Raw genomic sequence first — 16,253 nt, forward strand, 5'->3', positions numbered from 1 at the left:
GTGGTGCCGTGGCGGAGGCGCTCAGACCTCCGTGAGGCCGGGGCGGCCGTCCTCGTCCACCTCGACGTCCTCCTCCGGTTCGTGCGCGCCGGTGGGCGAGGCCGCGGTGACGCGCCGCTGTCCGGGGGCGAGGGTGTGGCCGGTGGCGTCGGCCGTGCCGTAGGCGGCGACCAGGGCGACCGCGGCCGGGGCGAGGGCCGCGGCGGTACGCGTGGTGCGGTCCATGCCCGGCGAACGGTCCGTGCCGGGCCCGGGTCACCGTCCTGCGTCCGAACGGGCCGCAGCGTTCACGCAGTCGGCCGGTGGGGCCGTGCTCGCCCGCCGCACCAGCCGCGTCGGCAGCTCCGTGCGCGTTCCCTCCGGGCGCTCGCCTGCCGTCATCCGCATCAGCAGCCGCAGCGCCGCCGCCGCCATCTCCGCCAGCGGCCGGCGGACGGTGGTCAGCGCCGGGACCGCCCAACGGGCCTCGGGCAGGTCACCGAAGCCCACCACGCTGATGTCGTCAGGCACGCTCAACCCCCGCTCGGCCAGCGCCGTGTACACCCCGAGCGCCACCCGGTCCGAGCAGCACACCGCGGTCGGCGGTCGGGGCAGGTCCAGCAGCTCGTGCGTGCGCAGCCGGGCGGTGGCCTCGTCGTCGCCCGCGTGCCGCAGGTACTCCGCGCGGTACCGGATCCCGGCCGAGGCGAGCGCCGCCCGGTGGCCGGCCAGACGGGCGGCTCCCGTCACCGTCCGCGGGTGGCCGGTGATCACCGCGATCCGCTCGTGGCCGAGCCCCAGCAGATGCCCGGTCGCGCTGGCCCCGCCCTGCCGGTCGGCCGCCCCGACCGACACCACGCCGGCCGGCGGCTCGTGCGCCGGGTCGATCAGCACGTACGGGACGCGGTGGTGTTCCAGCCACGCGTACTGCGTCGCGGACAGCTCCGCCAGGTGCACCAGTGCTCCCGACGAGCCGCGCGCGGCCAGCCTCTCCAGCCGGCCGCGCTCCGGCCGCCCGTCACGCGTCCGGGCCGGCCCCGCCGAGACCACCACCTCCAGGCCCGCCTCGTACGCCGCCGCCTCCGCACCGCGCAGCACCGCGCCCGAGGAGGAGTCCTCCAGCGAGTGCAGCACCAGGTCCACCAGGCCCGGTGCCTTCGCCGCGTCGAAGCGCGGGCGGCGCACGTAGCCGAGCCGGTCGAGCGCCTCGGTGACCCTTCGGCGGGTCTCCGGGGCGACGTCCTCGCGGCCGTTGACCACCTTGGAGGCGGTGGGCACGGACACGCCCGCCTCCCGGGCCACCACCGCCAGCGTCGGTCCGGCCGCCACGCCCGCACCTCCCGCTCGGACCATGGGGAACCACCTCTCCGGCCCGTCCGTGGGCCCTCGGGAGCCGCGACCGGCACCGCCTCCGCCGCCCGCGCGGCGATGGACAGAAAGCGCTTCCTACGATAGACGGGCCGTGACCATGGCGGGAAGACGGCGGGCGTGCGCGGATCCGCACCGGCCGGGTTCCGGCGCGCGGACGTACGCCGCACGGCCCGGCACACGTCCGGCCCGCACGGCCGGCGTACGCCGAACGGCCCAGCACAGGGCCTGTGCGGCGGAATTCTTCCGCGCACTGTGATGCTCTGATGTGGAGCGACGCGCGCGCCGCCGGGCACGGTGCGGGACGCGGCGAGAGGCTGGTGGGCGATGACGGCAGACCGGGCGGACCCCGTGGCCATGACGCCCCACGGTGCCGTACGCGGCCGGTACGAGCGGGGCGTCGCGGTGTTCCGGGGCATCCCGTACGCCGCCCCGCCCTTCGGCCCCCTGCGGTTCCGCCCGCCCGCGCCGCCCGAGCCCTGGGACGGGGTGCGCGACGCCGGCGCCTTCGGGCCGACCGCGCCGAAACCCCCGTACTCCGAAGCGTTCACCCCGTACCTGTCCGACCCGGTCATCCCCGGGGACGACTGCCTCAACCTCAACGTGTGGACCCCGGAACCCGGTCCCGGCGCCCGGCTCCCGGTGCTCGTCTGGCTCCACGGCGGGGCCCTGACCAGGGGTTCCTCAGCCGTGCCGGTGTACGACGGCACCGCCTTCGCCCGTGACGGGGTCGTCTGCGTCTCGGTCAACTACCGGCTGGGCGTAGAAGGCTACGGACTCTTCCCGGACGCGCCCCCGAACCCCGGCCTGCGCGACCAGTTCGCCGCCCTGCGCTGGGTGCACGAGACGATCGGGGCGTTCGGTGGCGACCCGGACCGGATCACCCTGTGCGGGCAGTCGGCCGGCGCGATCAGTGCCGGCGTCCTGCTCGCCGCACCCGCGACCAGGGGGCTCATCCGGCGGGCGGTGCTCCAGAGCGGCGCGCCCGGGGTCTGCGACCGGGACAAGGTACGGCGGATGGTGCGCCGCATGGCCGCCCGGCTGAAGGTCCCGGCGACCGCCGAGGCGTTCGCCGCCGTCGACCGCGACCTGCTCCTGCGGGTCCAGGCCGAGGCCGGCCGGCTCAGCAGCCCGGTGCTGGGCGGGCCCGCGTTCGGCATCGTCATGGACGGCGGCCTCGTGCCCCGGGACCCGCTGGACGCGCTGGCCGGCGCCGGTGCCGCCCCGGGCGTGGACCTGCTGATGGGCTGGACCCGGGACGAGTACCGGCTGTGGTTCGTGCCCGGCCGCCTCGGGGAGCGCGTCGACCGGCTCGGCCCGGTCGCCCTGGCCGGGGCCATGGCCCGCTGCCGCACCGGCCACGAGGTGCCGCGCGGCTACCGCACCCTGCGTCCCGGCACCGGGGCCGCGGAGATCGTCGGGCAGATGGTCACCGACCACCTGCTGCGCGTCCCGCTGCACCGCGTCGCCGACGCCCGCCCCGGCACCTCGTACCTCTACGAGTTCGCCTGGCCGTCCCGCCTCCCCGGCCTCGGCGCCTGCCACGCGCTGGAACTGGGCTTCGTGTTCGGCACCGGGGACGCGCCCGAGTCGAAGCGGCTGGCCGGCGAGGGCGCGCCGCAGGAACTGTGCGACGCGATGCACGGGGCGTGGGTCGGGTTCCTGGCGAGCGGCGATCCCGGGTGGCCGGCGTGGGACGCCACGCATCCCGTACGGATCTTCGGTGACGGGGTGCCGTACACGGCGTACGGGCCGCGGGACGCGGAAATCGGCCTGTGGCCGGCCGCGCAGGGCACCCCGGAGCCCCCGCGGACCACCGTGCCCCGCGCCCCCGGCGCCGAACTCGCCGCCGCCCTGCGCCGTCTGCGCCACTCGGTGAACACCCCGCGCCGCTGACACGGCCCACGCCGCTCGGGGTGCGTCACCGCCCCGCCCGGCGCCGCCCTCGAAGCGGGTGGCGGGTACGGGCGGCGTCCGGGCGGGCCGTGCCGAGGGCGCCCGGCGACAAGCCCACGTGCCCGGCGTTCGGCCGGCGAGTCCGGGCCATGTCCGCGACGGCCGGTGACAGGGCTCATCCCGTATCCAGGGTGCCGCCGGCGAGTCCGCGCCATGTCCGGGGTGGCCGGTGACAAGCTCCGCCCCAGGTCCAGGGCGGCCGGAGGCAAGCCCACCCCGTGTCCGGGGTTCGGCCGGCCGGTCGAGGCCGTGCTCAGGGTCCCGGTGGCGAGCTCACGTCGCGCAGCGCTCGGGCGGCCGGCCCGGGTTGCGCTCGGTGTGCCGCCTCACGCCGTCTCCAGCGCCCGCCCGATCGACGCGATCGTGTCCGGGCCCACCCGGCAGCACCCGCCGATCAGTCGCGCTCCGGCCTCCCGCCACCCCGTGACCTGCTCGGGAGTGAACGTCGTACGGCCTGTCCAGGCGCGGGCCCCGGCGTCCCAGGCCTCGCCGCTGTTGGGGTAGACCACGACCGGTTTGCCGGTGACGCGGGCCGCGAGCTCCGCCGCGGGTCCGACGTCCCGCGGCGCGCAGCAGTTGACTCCCACCGCGATCACCTCCTCGGCGTCGGCGGCGAGCGCGAAGGCCTCCTCCAGGGGCTGGCCGGCCCGTGTCCGCCGGCCGTCGACCGTGTACGACAGCCACGCCGGCACCCCCAGCCCGCGTACCGCCCGCAGCAGGGCGGCGGCCTCATCGGCGTCCGGGACGGTCTCCAGCGCGAGGACGTCGGGCGCGGCGGCGGCGAGCACCTCGATCCGCGGCCGGTGGAAGCGCTCCAGCTCGGCCACGCTCAGCCCGTAGCGGCCCCGGTACTCGGAGCCGTCCGCCCGCATCGCCCCGTACGGCCCGACCGACGCCGCCACCCACAGCGGCCGTCGGATGCCCGTGCCGGCCGCCCGCCGGGCCGCCGCACGGGCCAGCTCCACGCTGAGCGCGAGCAGCCGCGCGGCCTCCTCGTGACCGGTGCCGCGCTGGGCGAAGCCCTCGAACGTGGCCTGGTAGCTGGCCGTGATGGCGACGTCGGCGCCCGCGAGGAAGTAGGCGAGGTGGGCCTCGGTCACCGCGTCCGGCCGTTCGGCGAGCAGCCGTGCCGACCACAGCTCGTCGCTCAGATCGTGCCCGGCCGACTCCAGCTGGTTGGACAGGCCGCCGTCGAGCACGACCGTGCCGCCGCCGGCGAGGGCGCCGGCGAGGCCGGGGGAGAGGTCGCTGGTCATGTCACGACGCTAATCGACGCGCGATCCGCGAGGCTCCCGTGTCCAGGAAGTGAGCACCTCGACGATGAAAGGGCTTTCCCCTTCTCCCGTCGGGCCCATTGACCCTCCCGTGACCCGCCTCTACCTTTTCGACGTTCGTGATCTCAGATGGCGTACGAAATACCGAACGAGCGGTGCTCGAAACAGCTCCGCCCCAGCGAGAGGCAGACCGCATGAGCCGCGACCACGACCTGCCCGGAGCACACCCGCCCGCAGTCCCCAGCCGCAGACTGATGCTCAAGGGTGCCGCGCTCGCCGCCGGTGCCCTCGCCGTCACTCCGGGCCTCGCCCAGGCGGCCCCCGTCCCGTCGAGGGCGGCCCGCTACACCAACCCGCTCGTCCTCCAGCGCGCCGATCCGCACATCACCCGCCACACCGACGGCAGTTACTACTTCACGGCCACCGTCCCCGAGTACGACCGCGTCGTCCTGCGCCGTGCCCGCACCCTGAACGGCCTGTCCACGGCCGCCGAGTCGGTGATCTGGCGTGCGCACACCACCGGCCCGATGAGCGCGCACATCTGGGCGCCCGAGCTGCACCGGATCGGCGGCAAGTGGTACGTCTACTTCGCCTCGGCCCCCGCCGAGGACGTGTGGGCCATCCGTATCTGGGTGCTGGAGAACGCCCACCCCGACCCCTTCAGGGGGACCTGGGTGGAACGGGGTCAGGTCAGGACCGCCTGGGAGACCTTCTCCCTCGACGCCACCACCTTCACCCATCGAGGCAGCCGCTACCTGGTGTGGGCACAGCACGAGCCCGGCATGGACGACAACACCGCGCTGTGGATCTCGAAGATGGCCGACCCGTGGACACTGACCGGCCCCCAGGTCCGGCTCTCCACCCCGGAGTACGACTGGGAGTGCGTCGGATACCGGGTCAACGAGGGACCGTCCGTCCTGAAGCGCAACGGTCGTGTCTTCCTCACCTATTCGGCCAGCGCCACCGACCGGCACTACTGCATGGGCCTGCTGACCGCCGACGCCGGCAGCGACCTGCTGGACGCGCGGAGCTGGGCCAAGTCACCCGCTCCGGTCTTCACCAGCAACGACACCACGCGGCAGTACGGCCCCGGCCACAACTGCTTCACCGTCACCGAGGACGGCCGCGGCGATGTCCTCGTCTACCACGCCCGCCAGTACCGGGAGATCACCGGCGACCCCCTGGACGACCCCAACCGGCACACCCGTGTCCAGAGGTTCGGCTGGAAACCCGACGGCACCCCGGACTTCGGCGTCCCCGTCGCCGACACCGTGAAGGGGAGTGCGTGAGATGAGACGCGTGTACGCGGTCCTGCTGGCCCTGTGCTGCGCGCTCGCCGCCGCGCCGGCCACCGCGGGCGCCGCGCAGGCGGCACCGCGGACGATCAGCAACGGCACCCGTTTCACGGACACTTCGGGTGACCCCGTGCACGCCCATGGTGGCGGAGTCATCAAGGTCGGTGCCTTCTACTACTGGTTCGGCGAGGACCGGAACAGCGACAACACCTTCCGGTCCGTGAACGCCTACCGCTCCACGGACCTGACGAACTGGGAGTTCCGCGCCCGCGTCCTCACCCGGTCCTCCGCCGCCGAACTGGGCACCGCGTACATCGAGCGCCCCAAGGTCATCTACAACGCGGCCACCGGCATGTTCGTCATGTGGATGCACAAGGAGAACGGCACCGACTACGGCGAGGCGCGCGCCGCGGTGGCCGTCTCCGGCACCGTCGACGGCAGTTACACCTACCGGGGCAGCTTCCGTCCCCTCGGCCAGTACATGTCCCGCGACCTGACCACCTACGTGGACACCGACGGCACCGCGTACATGGTCTCCGCCGCCAACGAGAACTACGACCTGCACATCTACCGGCTCACCGCCGACTACACCGGTATCGCCGGCCTGGTCGCCAACCCCTGGCCCGGCGGCCACCGCGAGGCTCCCGCCCTGTTCCGGCGCGACGGCGTCTACTTCATGCTCACTTCGGGCGCCACCGGCTGGAATCCCAACCAGCAGCAGTACGCCACCGCCACCTCCCTCTCCGGCCCCTGGACCTCGTGGTCGAACGTCGGGGACGCCACCGCCTACGGCTCCCAGACCGCCTACGTACTGACGGTGCAGGGCGTTTCGGGCACCTCGTACCTGTACCTGGGCGACCGCTGGGGCAACTCCTTCGGCGGCACGGTCGACGACTCCCGGTATGTGTGGCTGCCGCTCGCCTTCCCGGCCGCCACCTCGATGAGCATGTCCTGGTATCCGGAGATCACCGTCGACACCACCGCGGGCACCGTCACGGGCACCGGTGCCGCGTACCGCACCCTGGTCGCCCGGCACAGTTCCAAGTGCGTGGACGTACCGAGCCGGTCGCTGTGGCAGGGCGTCGCCGTCGGGCAGTACACCTGCAACGGCGGCACCAACCAGAAGTGGTGGTTCAAGGACCTCGGCAACGGCTACTCCGCCCTGCTGGGCCGCGGCAGCTCCCTGTGTCTCCAGGAGAACGCGAGCGACGTCACGCAGGAGGACTGCACCGGCGCCGCCGCCCAGCAGTGGTCGGTCGTCGCCTCCGGGTCGTACGTGACCGTCCGTGCCCGGACGAGCGGCGAATGCCTGGACGTGTCCGGCGCGTCCACCGCCGACTCCGCCGCGGTCATCACCTACACGTGCACCGGGAGCACCAACCAGCAGTGGACACGCGGCACGTGACCACGCGGATCGGGGCCCCCGTCCGCCGGGTACGGAGGGGATGAATCCCCCCAGGGCGCCCCGACCGGAACCGGGGCGTCCCGGGCCCCGCCGGGAAGGAAGGCCACCGCCGTGCTGAAGCTGCCCGCCGACGACCGCGCGTCGAGCCCGTACACCGGTTACACCCGCGCCCACTGGGAAGCCGTCGCCGACGCCCTGCTCGCCGCCGTCGAGCCCTACGGCACCGCCGGCGGCGCCCTCTACCAGTTGCCCGGCGGCCATGTGGGCCACGCCGGACGGCTCTCGGACGGCCTCGAAGGGTACGCCCGCACCCTGCTGCTGGCCGCCTTCCGGCGGGACGAGAACGTGCTCGGCCGGTACGCCGAGGGACTCGCGGCCGGACCCGGAGGGGTCTGGCCGGCGATCACCGACCGCAGCCAGCCGCTGGTCGAGGCCGCGTCCGTCGCGCTCGCCCTGCGGCTGACCCGGCCGCTGCTGTGGGACCGCCTGGACGACCCGGTCCGCCAGCGGACCGCCACCTGGCTCGCGGACGCGCTCACCGCGCAACCCTGGCCGTGCAACTGGGAGCTGTTCCCGGTCACCGTCGCCGGCTTCCTCGCGGAGACCGGCCACCGGGAGCAGGCGGCGCGCAGGGTGATCCACCGGGGGCTGGAGCGGATCGAGGGCTGGTACGCCGGCGAGGGCTGGTACACCGACGGGGACGGCCGGAAGTTCGACTACTACAACGGCTGGGCCCTGCACCTGTACACGGTCCTGCACGCCTGGCTGGCGGACGACCGCACCCTGCTGTCCCTGTACGGCGGACGGCTCTCACGCCATCTCGCCGACTACGCGCACCTGTTCGGTGGCGACGGCGCCCCGCTGCACCAGGGCCGCTCCCTGACCTACCGCTTCGCGACGGCGGCCCCGCTCTGGCTCGGCGCCCTGACCGGCCACACCCCCCTGCCCCCGGGTGAGACCCGGCGCCTTGCCTCCGGCGCACTGCGGTACTTCCTCGACGGCGGCGCGGTCGACCTGCGGGGCCTGCTGCCGCTCGGCTGGCTCGGCCGCGACGAGTCGCTCGCCCAGGCCTATTCGGGCCCCGCCTCCCCGTACTGGGCGAGCAAGGGCTTCCTCGGCCTGCTGCTGCCACCCGCACACGAGGTGTGGACGGCACGCGAGGAACCCGGTCCGGCCGACCGCGCGGACGTGGTACGCCCCCTGCCCGCCCCCAACTGGCTGCTTCAGAGCACCCGTTCGGACGGCCTGGTGCGGCTGCACAACCACGGCAGCGAGGACGTCCGCTACGACCCGTACTACACCCGGCTGGCCTATTCGACGGCGACCGCGCCCGCACCGTCGTACGACAACAGCGTGATCGTCGGCGGGGATCCGAGCCGTACCGGTATCGAACCGCTGGGCGTCGGTGACGGCTGGGCGGCCTCACGGCACACGGGCGGCGGGGGAACCCGCGTGACGAGTGTCGTGCTGGCGCGCGGGGCGGTGGAGGTCCGCGGCCACCTGGTCGACGGCGCCGCACCGGGCACACCGGTACGGCTCACCGGATGGGCGGCCCGCGACGACCGGCGAGCCGAGCTCCTGCCCGCCGTGGGCCTGTCCGCCACCCTCACCGGCACCACCGGCGAGGGCCCCACTCTCTTCGCCGCACTGGCCAGACTGACCGCCGAACCGGCCCCGGCGCCACTCGCGGACCTGGTCACCGTACGGGCGGACGGCACCGGCACCCTGGACGTCCACTGGACCACGGGCACCCCGGCGCGGCTGCGGGTACGGCTGGACCCCGCCGGAGTGGACGTCAGCGTGGGGGAGTGGGGCCGGGACGCGCGGTGCGGGTGAGGAACGTGTCGCCGAGCAGGGCGGCGTGGGCGTCGGGGTGGTCCAGGGCGCCCAGGTGGCCGCCCGGGTACTCCACGAAGGGGCTGCCGAGGTGTTCGGCGACGCGGCGGGCGGTGTCGTGGAGGAGCTGACCGCGCGAGGCGGTTCCCGCGGCCACGGTGAGACGGTCGGTCGTGAACCGGGGTGTCCAGGCGGTGAACGGGCGCAGGACGTGGGCCAGGAAGACGCCCATCGGCGTCGCCGACTCCCCCTCGGCGGGAGGCCGGCCGGGACCGTCGAGGCCGTCGATCAGCTCCTGGCGGCGCCGCGCCCCGTCCGGCAGCAGGCTCACGCACGGCGGTTCGTGCGCGACCACGTGCGCCAGCCGTTCCGGGTGCCGGGCGAGCAGGTCGAGGGCCGCGATGCCGCCCGAGCTGGTTCCGAAGGCGTACGCCCGCTCACCGGGCGGCAGGACCTCCTCCAGCACCCGGTGCGCCCCTTCGCTCCAGTCGGCCACCCGCTGCTCGGCGACCGGCAGTCCGAGCCGGCCGTGGGCAAGACCGAGCGGGTCGTACGTCACCACGGTGAAGCGCCGCGCCAGCCGCTCGGTCAGCGGGCCGAGACCCATCGGGTGCCCGGCCCCGCCCGGCATCAGCAGCAGGACGGGGCCGCGGCCGGTGACGTCGTGGTGCGGGCGGTCAGCCATCGCTTGTCCGTTCCCGGGGCCAGTGCACGAGGGTGAGGTGCAGGGCGTCGACCGCCTTGTCCTAGGACCGGGCGACGGGCCGCGCCGCGCCGAACCCCCCGGCCGCCTCCAGGACGCAGTAGCCGTGGAAGGTGCTGCGCAACAGCCGTACGGCGTCCGTCAGGTCCGGCTCGTCCAGGCCGTAGGCCCGCAGCATGCCGTAGGTGATCTCGGTGGTGCGGCGCAGCGCCGGGGAGCCGGCGACCAGGGTCTGGTCGATGCGGATCTGGGTGGCCGCGTACCGGCCCGGGTGCTCCAGGGCGTAGGCCCGGTAGGCGCCGGCGAACGCGGTCAGCGCCTCCTTGCCCGCGCGGCCCGCGACGGCCACCGCGATCCGGTCGATCAGTTCGCCGCCCGCGTGCAGCGCGAGCCGTGTCCGCAGGTCCTGGAGGTTGCGGACGTGCGAGTACAGGCTGGCGTCCCTGACGCCGAAACGCCGGGCCAGCGCGGAGATGCCGACGTGGTCGAGGCCGACCTCGTCCGCCAGCTCCGCGGCGGCTGCCACCAGCCGCTCGGCGGTGAGTCCCACCCGGGCCATCCGCCCACCTCCCCTTGGTCTACTAGGAGTTATCCTAGAGCCTCTAGGGAGCCGGGGGCCCGAGTGGGACGGGTCAGGCGAGGCGGGTGCCGGCATGCGGGGAGAAGGACTGCGGGCAGAGGGGCCGCGGGGAGAAGACGAAGGAGAACTCCGCCGGTTCGGCGCGCAGGTGGTAGCGGGGCAGCGGGCCCGGGCCGCAGGACTGGGAGCCGATGCCGTGCTGGCCGTGGTCGAGGTTGACCCAGACCGTGCCGCCCGGAACCAGGTCGGTGCGGTGGGTGGCGGCGTCCAGCTGCTCGGTGGTCCAGCGGCGGACGGTGAGGAAGAACGCGGGGTCGCCGTCCACGCGCAGGCCGCCCAGCTCCGCCCAGCGGACGTCGATGCGCGCGCCGTTCTCCTGGGGGCGGACGTACGGGGTCTGCATGTCGTCCACGGCCGACTCCCAGCGGCCGGCCGCGGACGCCGTCCTGGTGTCCGGGTACGCCTCGCCGGGGCCGCCGCCGTACCAGCGCACACGGTCGGCCCCGGACAGTGCGAAGCGGATGCCGAGACGGGGCAGCGGTACGGTCCAGTGGCCCTCGGGGGCCGTGGACACCGTCAGCCGGAGCCGGTCTCCGTCGGACGTCCAGCGGTACTCCGCCGCAAGGCCCAGCTCCCCGCCGGCCGGCGCCACCCGGGTGCGGACCGTCAGCGCGTTCCGGCCGGCCTCGACCGTGTCCAGGCGGTGCCGCATCCGGTGCAGGCCGAGCCCGCGCCACAGCGGCCCGTGGCGCGGGTCGCCCTGCCAGGCGGCACCGTCGTCGTTGTCGGTGGTCGCCCGCCACACGTCCAGGCGCAGACCGGTCAGGGGCACCCCGCAGATCGTCCGCGGCGCTCCGGTACGGGCGTCGAAGACACCGGGACCGAGGGTGACGAGGCCGTCCCCGTGCGCCGGCCGGGCGGTCGCGGCGACGTACGGCACCCGGCGCGCCGAGGCCGGGAACTGGCCCCACGCGACGACGTGGCCGGGCGGCGCCCACGCCGTGCCGGACGCGAGCACCGCACGGACGGTCCAGTGGGCCTCACCGGCCGGCGCGCCGGCCGGCACGGCGGGCAGCTCGACCTCGGCACTCTCCTCGGGGGCCAGCGCGGGCACGGTCAGGGTGCCGGACCGCACCGTCGCGCCCTCCACCTCGTACGCCCAGGTGAACGCCAGCGCCGACAGGTCGGTGACGTCGTACCGGTTGGTGATGCGCGCCGTGCCGTGCGCCTCCGTCCCGGGCCGCCGGTTCCGCTCACGCCGGGGTGGCGCGGTGATGGCGACCGGCTCGATCACCTTCTTGTACTCGGCCAGACCGGGGGAGGGGCGGCGGTCGGGGAACAGCAGGCCGTCGCAGACGAAGTTGCCGTCGTGCAGCTCCTCGCCGAAGTCACCGCCGTACGCGTAGCCCAGCTCGGGGTGGGCGATGCCGTGGTCGATCCACTCCCAGACGAAACCGCCCTGGAGCCGGCCGTGGGCCTCGAACAGCCGCTGGTAGTCGGCGAGCCCGCCGGGCCCGTTGCCCATGGCGTGCGCGTACTCGCAGAGCAGGAAGGGAAGCGCGCGGCGTTTGCGGGGGCCGCCGTCCAGGCCGCGGCCGATCCGTTCCACCTCGGCGTGGCCGACGTACATCCGTGAGTACACGTCCGTGTCACGGCAGTCGTGGTCACCCTCGTAGTGGATCGGGCGGGAGCCGTCGCGGGCGCGGATCCACGCGGCCATCGCCGTCAGCCCCCGCCCGGTGCCGGCCTCGTTGCCGAGCGACCAGATGACGACCGACGGGTGGTTCTTGTCCCGCTCGACCATGCGGGCCGCCCGGTCGAGCAGCGCCGGGGTCCAGCGGTCGTCGTCGACGGGGTTGTCCCGCCAGCCCTGTTCGGTGAAGCCGTGCGTCTCCAGGTCGCATTCGTCGATCACCCACAGGCCGTACGTGTCGCACAGGTCGAGGAAGGCCGGATGCGGCGGGTAGTGGGAGGTGCGGACCGCGTTGATGTTGTGCCGCTTCATCAGCAGCACGTCCTCACGCATGGTCTCCAGGTCCAGGGCGCGGCCCCGCTGCGGATGCCACTCGTGCCGGTTGACGCCCTTGAAGAGCACCGGGCGGCCGTTGACCTCGATCAGGCCGTCGGACAGCTCCACGGTGCGGAAGCCGATGCGCAGCGGCACCCGTTCGCCCCCGGTGGCCAGGACGCCGTCGTAGAGCCGGGGGGACTCGGCGGACCACGGTGCGACGGGCACGGTCGCCGGCTCGCCCGTCGCGATGTCGATGCCCAGCTCCGGGACGGCCACCCGGCCCGCCACGTCGGAGTCGACACGCAGGGTGCCCGCGCCGGCCGTGTGGTCGTAGGAGGCGTGCACGAAGAAGTCCACGACACCGCCGGCCGGCCGGTGCAGCAGGGTGACGTCACGGAAGACGCCCGGCAGCCACCACTGGTCCTGGTCCTCCAGGTAGGAGCCGGCCGACCACTGGTGGACGCGGACCGCCAGGACGTTCCCCGCGGTTCTCAGCAGGGGGCCGACCGGGAACTCGTGCGGCAGCCGCGAGCCCTTGAAATCGCCGAGGTCCGTGCCGTTCAGCCAGACCCGGGCGCAGGACTCCACCCCGTCGAAGCGCAGGACGGCACCGCCGTCGGACGGTGCCGGCCAGTCCGCCGGGAGGTCGAAGACGCGCAGGTGGTCGCCGGTCGGGTTCTCGGTCGGTACCCGGGGCGGGTCCACCGGGAACGGGTAGCGGTGGTTGGTGTAGACGGGGGCGCCGTGGCCCTGGAGCACCCAGTGGCCGGGGACGGAGATCTCCGCCCAGTCACCGGCGTCGTACCCCGGCGCCGCGAAGGAGTCGTCCTCGGCGTCGGCCGTCGGCGACAGCCGGAAGCGCCAGCTCCCGTTCAGTGAGAGGGACTTGGCGTCCGAGATGGCGTACCAGGCGCGGGGCGGCAGCGCCCCGGAACCCGGTGAGACGTCCTCGACGTGGTCGACGGTGCGGGTGCGCAAAGACATCGGTCTCCTGGGTCAGCCCTTGGTGCGGTCCGGACACGTGGGTCCTTCCGCCGTCGTACCGGGGAGGGCGCTGTCACGGGGGCCGCCGGGAGGCGGGAGCCCCGGCGGTGATCCGGCGCGGCTCCTCGTCGTGGTTCGCGGTACGGAGGTCACGTGAGGTGGGCTTCACGCGGCTGTCCTTCCGGTGCCGGCCGGGCCGGTGCGCCATCGGCACCGGCGCGGCCGTCAGGCTATGGGCTGGGGCGGACGTCCGACAAGGGCCCCGGGAAGGGGCCGCCGGGGGCCGCGCGGGGAAGCGGCCGCGGGGGAGAGCGGCGGTTCCCGCGGAGCCGGTCAGCCGTCGAGGAGGTCCCGTACGAAGGCGTTGGTGAAGGTGCCGCCGGGGTCCAGGGATCGGACCAGGGCCCGGAAGCCGGGCAGACGCGCGTACCGCCTGCGGACCACGGCCGGCGGCATCTCGTACACCTTTCCCCAGTGCGGACGCGGATCGAACGGTTCCAGCACCTCCTCCAGCCGGCGCACCACCGGCAGGACCGCCGCCTCGTCGCGCACCCAGGTGAAGTGCAGCGCGACCGAGTCCCGGCCGTGGGCGGGGCTGAGCCACTGCCGGTCCGCGGCGACCGTACGCACCTCGCAGACCTGGAGGACACCGGCGACCGTGCCCCGTATGCCGTCGACCGCGCGCAGCGCGTCGAGCGCCGCCGACCGCGGCAGCAGGTACTCCGACTGGATCTCCTCCCCGCTGCTCGGCGTGAACTCCGCCCGGAAGTGCGGCAGCCGCTCGTGCCACGGCCCCGGCACGCCCAGCTGCCCGGTGCAGTTGACCGCGGGCATCCCCGGCACCGGGTGCAGCGGTACCGCCGCGGGTGCCGCCCACGGGAAGTCCACCGCCGGCCCGTCCGTGCGCCGCTTCACCCACACCTGCCGGAACCCCGGCTCCCGCCAGTCCGTGAACAGGCTCACGCTGTACCCGGCCGCCGCCACGGCCGCGAAATCCAGTCCTTGCAACGGCAGTTCGGTGTACACCCGCTGCTCCACCTCGTAGGCCGGCTCCAGCGCGAGCGTCAGCGCGGTGACGACACCCAGCGCGCCGAGCGAGGTCACCGCCCCGTCGAAACGGGGGTCGTCCCGGCCGATCGTCACCGTCGTACCGTCCGCGACGACCAGCTCCACCTCCCGGACCGCCGACGCCAGCGGCCCGTTGGCGACACCCGAGCCGTGCGTGCCGGTCGCCACGGAACCGGCCACGGAGATGTGCGGCAGGGACGCCATGTTGGGCAGGGCCAGACCGTGCGCGTGGATCGCGCGGGCCAGTTCGGCGTACCGGACCCCGCCGGACACCCGGACCGTACGGGCCGCCGTGTCCACCTCCGTCACCGGCGCCAGCCCGGCGGTGGACAGCAGGACGCCGTCCGGGCCCGGGTCGGCGATCCGGTTGAAGGAGTGCCCGCTGCCCAGCACCCGCACCCGGGTACTGCCCGCCACCAGCGCCGAGAGCTCCTCCGGGGTGCGCGGACGGTGCACCTCCCGCGCCGCGTACCGCACGGTGCGCGCCCAGTTGGTGATCACGCCGGCGTCCTCCCGCCGGACCGGCGACACGGTCCCCGCCCCCTCGCCCGCCGTCGCCCCCACCGGTTCCGCCGCTCCTGCGCCCACCGTCATCTCTGTGTCCTCCAGGGAACTCGCGTGTCCGTTGACCCTCTTGTCCGCCGCGACCTACCGTAGAGAACGCTTGCTGTCCGCGTGCCACCGAGCCGAAAGGTCACATTCGTGCCCGAGCGTCCCCAGGCGCTGTTCGCGATGGCCGCCGAGAACCTGCCGCACCTCTTCCCGCCCGAGCTGCTCGCGCGGCTGCGGGCGTGCGTGGCCATCGATCCCGCCCTGGTGGCGCACGACCTCACCGGACCCCGGGTGCGCCGGGTCCTGGCCCGCACCGAGGTCCTCGTCACCGGCTGGGGCTGCCCCCGCCTGGACGCGGTCGCCCTGGACGCCGCACCGCGACTGCGCGCCGTCCTGCACGCGGCCGGCTCGGTCAAGGGGTTCGCCGCCCCCGAGGTCTGGCAGCGGGGCATCCTCGTCTCCTCGGCCGCCGCCGCCAACGCCCTGCCCGTCGCCGAGTACACGCTCGCCATGATCCTGCTCGCCGGCAAGGACGTCCTGGGCTTCCGCGACCGGCTGCGCACCCGGCGCGCCTTCCCTTACGAGGGCATCGTCCCCGGCATCGGCAACCACGGCCGGCGGGTCGGGATCGTCGGTGCCTCCCGGGTCGGACGCCGCCTGATCGAACTGCTCCGCCCGCACGATCTCGGGGTCGCGCTCGCCGACCCCTACGTGGACGCGGCGGAGGCCCGCCGCCTCGGCGTACCGCTGCTGCGCCTGGACGAGCTGCTGCGCACCTGCGACATCGTCACGCTGCACGCCCCCGGGACCGCGGAGACCCGTCATCTGATCGGCGCCCGGGAACTCGCCCTCATGCCCACGGGGGCGGTGCTGATCAACACCGCGCGCGGCGCCCTGGTCGACCATGAGGCACTGGTCGGGGAGCTGCGCACCGGACGCCTCCGTGCCGTCCTGGACGTCACCGATCCCGAACCGCTGCCCGCCGGCTCCGCGCTGTACGACCTGCCGAACGCCTTCGTCACCCCGCACCTGGCCGGCTCCCAGGGCAACGAGGTGGCCCGCCTCGGCCGCACGGTGGTGGAGGAGGCCGAGCGGCTGGTGTCGGGCGCCGGCCTCCTGCATGCCGTCGACCGAGCGGCGCTGGAGCGCACGGCCTGACCGGCGCGGGCCGCGGACGGTCCCGGCCGGAAGGCGGCGCCCGTCCGGCGGGGACCCGGCACGGGCAAGCCGGAGGCGGGGGCA

Annotated in this window: 11 protein-coding genes and 1 pseudogene; 5 read left to right on the top strand and 7 right to left on the bottom strand. The window is 74.6% G+C overall.

The annotated features are described in order from the left end of the window. Positions 1 to 21: 21 nt before the first annotated feature. Together ACGFT1_RS06760 and ACGFT1_RS06765 are read right to left on the bottom strand one after the other, a co-directional pair. Positions 22 to 225: a hypothetical protein gene (locus tag ACGFT1_RS06760; protein ID WP_373907953.1), complete on the bottom strand. Its 204-nt coding sequence runs from the start codon at positions 223 to 225 to the stop codon at positions 22 to 24. A gap of 30 nt (positions 226 to 255) precedes the next feature. Then, positions 256 to 1,332 (bottom strand): LacI family DNA-binding transcriptional regulator, encoded by a 1,077-nt coding sequence (locus ACGFT1_RS06765; RefSeq protein WP_373907954.1) that lies wholly within the window; start codon positions 1,330 to 1,332, stop codon positions 256 to 258. Positions 1,333 to 1,674: 342 nt separating this feature from the next. On the opposite strand from ACGFT1_RS06765, the gene ACGFT1_RS06770 reads away from it, so the two are divergent. Further along, a complete protein-coding gene (locus ACGFT1_RS06770; protein ID WP_373907955.1) occupies positions 1,675 to 3,243 on the top strand; it encodes a carboxylesterase/lipase family protein in 1,569 nt (522 codons plus the stop codon). A 386-nt stretch (positions 3,244 to 3,629) separates the two neighbouring features. Here the strand turns inward: ACGFT1_RS06770 and mmuM are convergent, their stop codons facing one another. Further along, complete coding sequence (gene mmuM / locus ACGFT1_RS06775) at positions 3,630 to 4,559, bottom strand: homocysteine S-methyltransferase (RefSeq protein ID WP_373907956.1); 930 nt, start codon at positions 4,557 to 4,559, stop codon at positions 3,630 to 3,632. Positions 4,560 to 4,771: 212 nt separating this feature from the next. Between mmuM and ACGFT1_RS06780 the strand changes: the two genes are divergently transcribed. The 3 genes from ACGFT1_RS06780 (at position 4,772) to ACGFT1_RS06790 (ending at position 9,113) form a co-directional block, all read left to right on the top strand. After that, complete coding sequence (locus tag ACGFT1_RS06780; protein ID WP_373907957.1) at positions 4,772 to 5,866, top strand: family 43 glycosylhydrolase; 1,095 nt, start codon at positions 4,772 to 4,774, stop codon at positions 5,864 to 5,866. A 1-nt stretch (position 5,867) separates the two neighbouring features. Next, a complete protein-coding gene (locus ACGFT1_RS06785; protein ID WP_373907959.1) occupies positions 5,868 to 7,277 on the top strand; it encodes an RICIN domain-containing protein in 1,410 nt (469 codons plus the stop codon). A 114-nt stretch (positions 7,278 to 7,391) separates the two neighbouring features. Beyond that, on the top strand, positions 7,392 to 9,113 hold the full coding sequence (locus ACGFT1_RS06790) for a DUF2264 domain-containing protein (RefSeq protein WP_373908230.1): 1,722 nt from the start codon (positions 7,392 to 7,394) through the stop codon (positions 9,111 to 9,113). On the opposite strand, the gene ACGFT1_RS06795 is transcribed toward ACGFT1_RS06790, so the two are convergent. The 4 genes and pseudogenes from ACGFT1_RS06795 to ACGFT1_RS06810 all read right to left on the bottom strand — a co-directional run bounded on the left by ACGFT1_RS06795 (position 9,073) and on the right by ACGFT1_RS06810 (position 15,053). After that, complete coding sequence (locus tag ACGFT1_RS06795; protein WP_373907960.1) at positions 9,073 to 9,798, bottom strand: alpha/beta fold hydrolase; 726 nt, start codon at positions 9,796 to 9,798, stop codon at positions 9,073 to 9,075. The two genes, ACGFT1_RS06790 and ACGFT1_RS06795, sit on opposite strands and share 41 nt — an antisense overlap. 64 nt (positions 9,799 to 9,862) lie before the next feature. Further along, a pseudogene (locus ACGFT1_RS06800) lies at positions 9,863 to 10,375 on the bottom strand (TetR/AcrR family transcriptional regulator); the annotation flags it as partial. A gap of 73 nt (positions 10,376 to 10,448) precedes the next feature. Further along, positions 10,449 to 13,391 carry a glycoside hydrolase family 2 TIM barrel-domain containing protein gene (locus ACGFT1_RS06805; protein WP_373907961.1) on the bottom strand — a complete coding sequence of 981 codons (2,943 nt, stop codon included), beginning with the start codon at positions 13,389 to 13,391 and terminating at the stop codon, positions 10,449 to 10,451. Positions 13,392 to 13,724: 333 nt separating this feature from the next. After that, entirely contained in the window at positions 13,725 to 15,053 is a 1,329-nt protein-coding gene (locus tag ACGFT1_RS06810; RefSeq protein ID WP_373907962.1) for an FAD-binding protein, read from the bottom strand. Positions 15,054 to 15,161: 108 nt separating this feature from the next. Between ACGFT1_RS06810 and ACGFT1_RS06815 the strand changes: the two genes are divergently transcribed. Further along, positions 15,162 to 16,169, top strand: a complete 1,008-nt coding sequence (locus tag ACGFT1_RS06815) for a hydroxyacid dehydrogenase (protein ID WP_373907963.1) — start codon at positions 15,162 to 15,164, stop codon at positions 16,167 to 16,169. Positions 16,170 to 16,253 lie beyond the last annotated feature (84 nt).

It is taken from the genome of Streptomyces sp. Y20, from assembly GCF_043195475.1.
GTDB lineage: Bacteria > Actinomycetota > Actinomycetes > Streptomycetales > Streptomycetaceae > Streptomyces.

Bases quoted from the DNA above. Each gene is read 5' to 3' on its own strand.
- ACGFT1_RS06760 (WP_373907953.1), bottom strand. From the start codon at position 225: ATGGACCGCACCACGCGTACCGCCGCGGCCCTCGCCCCGGCCGCGGTC.
- ACGFT1_RS06765 (WP_373907954.1), bottom strand. From the start codon at position 1,332: ATGGTCCGAGCGGGAGGTGCGGGCGTGGCGGCCGGACCGACGCTGGCG.
- ACGFT1_RS06770 (WP_373907955.1), top strand. From the start codon at position 1,675: ATGACGGCAGACCGGGCGGACCCCGTGGCCATGACGCCCCACGGTGCC.
- mmuM (WP_373907956.1), bottom strand. From the start codon at position 4,559: ATGACCAGCGACCTCTCCCCCGGCCTCGCCGGCGCCCTCGCCGGCGGC.
- ACGFT1_RS06780 (WP_373907957.1), top strand. From the start codon at position 4,772: ATGAGCCGCGACCACGACCTGCCCGGAGCACACCCGCCCGCAGTCCCC.
- ACGFT1_RS06785 (WP_373907959.1), top strand. From the start codon at position 5,868: ATGAGACGCGTGTACGCGGTCCTGCTGGCCCTGTGCTGCGCGCTCGCC.
- ACGFT1_RS06795 (WP_373907960.1), bottom strand. From the start codon at position 9,798: ATGGCTGACCGCCCGCACCACGACGTCACCGGCCGCGGCCCCGTCCTG.
- ACGFT1_RS06805 (WP_373907961.1), bottom strand. From the start codon at position 13,391: ATGTCTTTGCGCACCCGCACCGTCGACCACGTCGAGGACGTCTCACCG.
- ACGFT1_RS06810 (WP_373907962.1), bottom strand. From the start codon at position 15,053: ATGACGGTGGGCGCAGGAGCGGCGGAACCGGTGGGGGCGACGGCGGGC.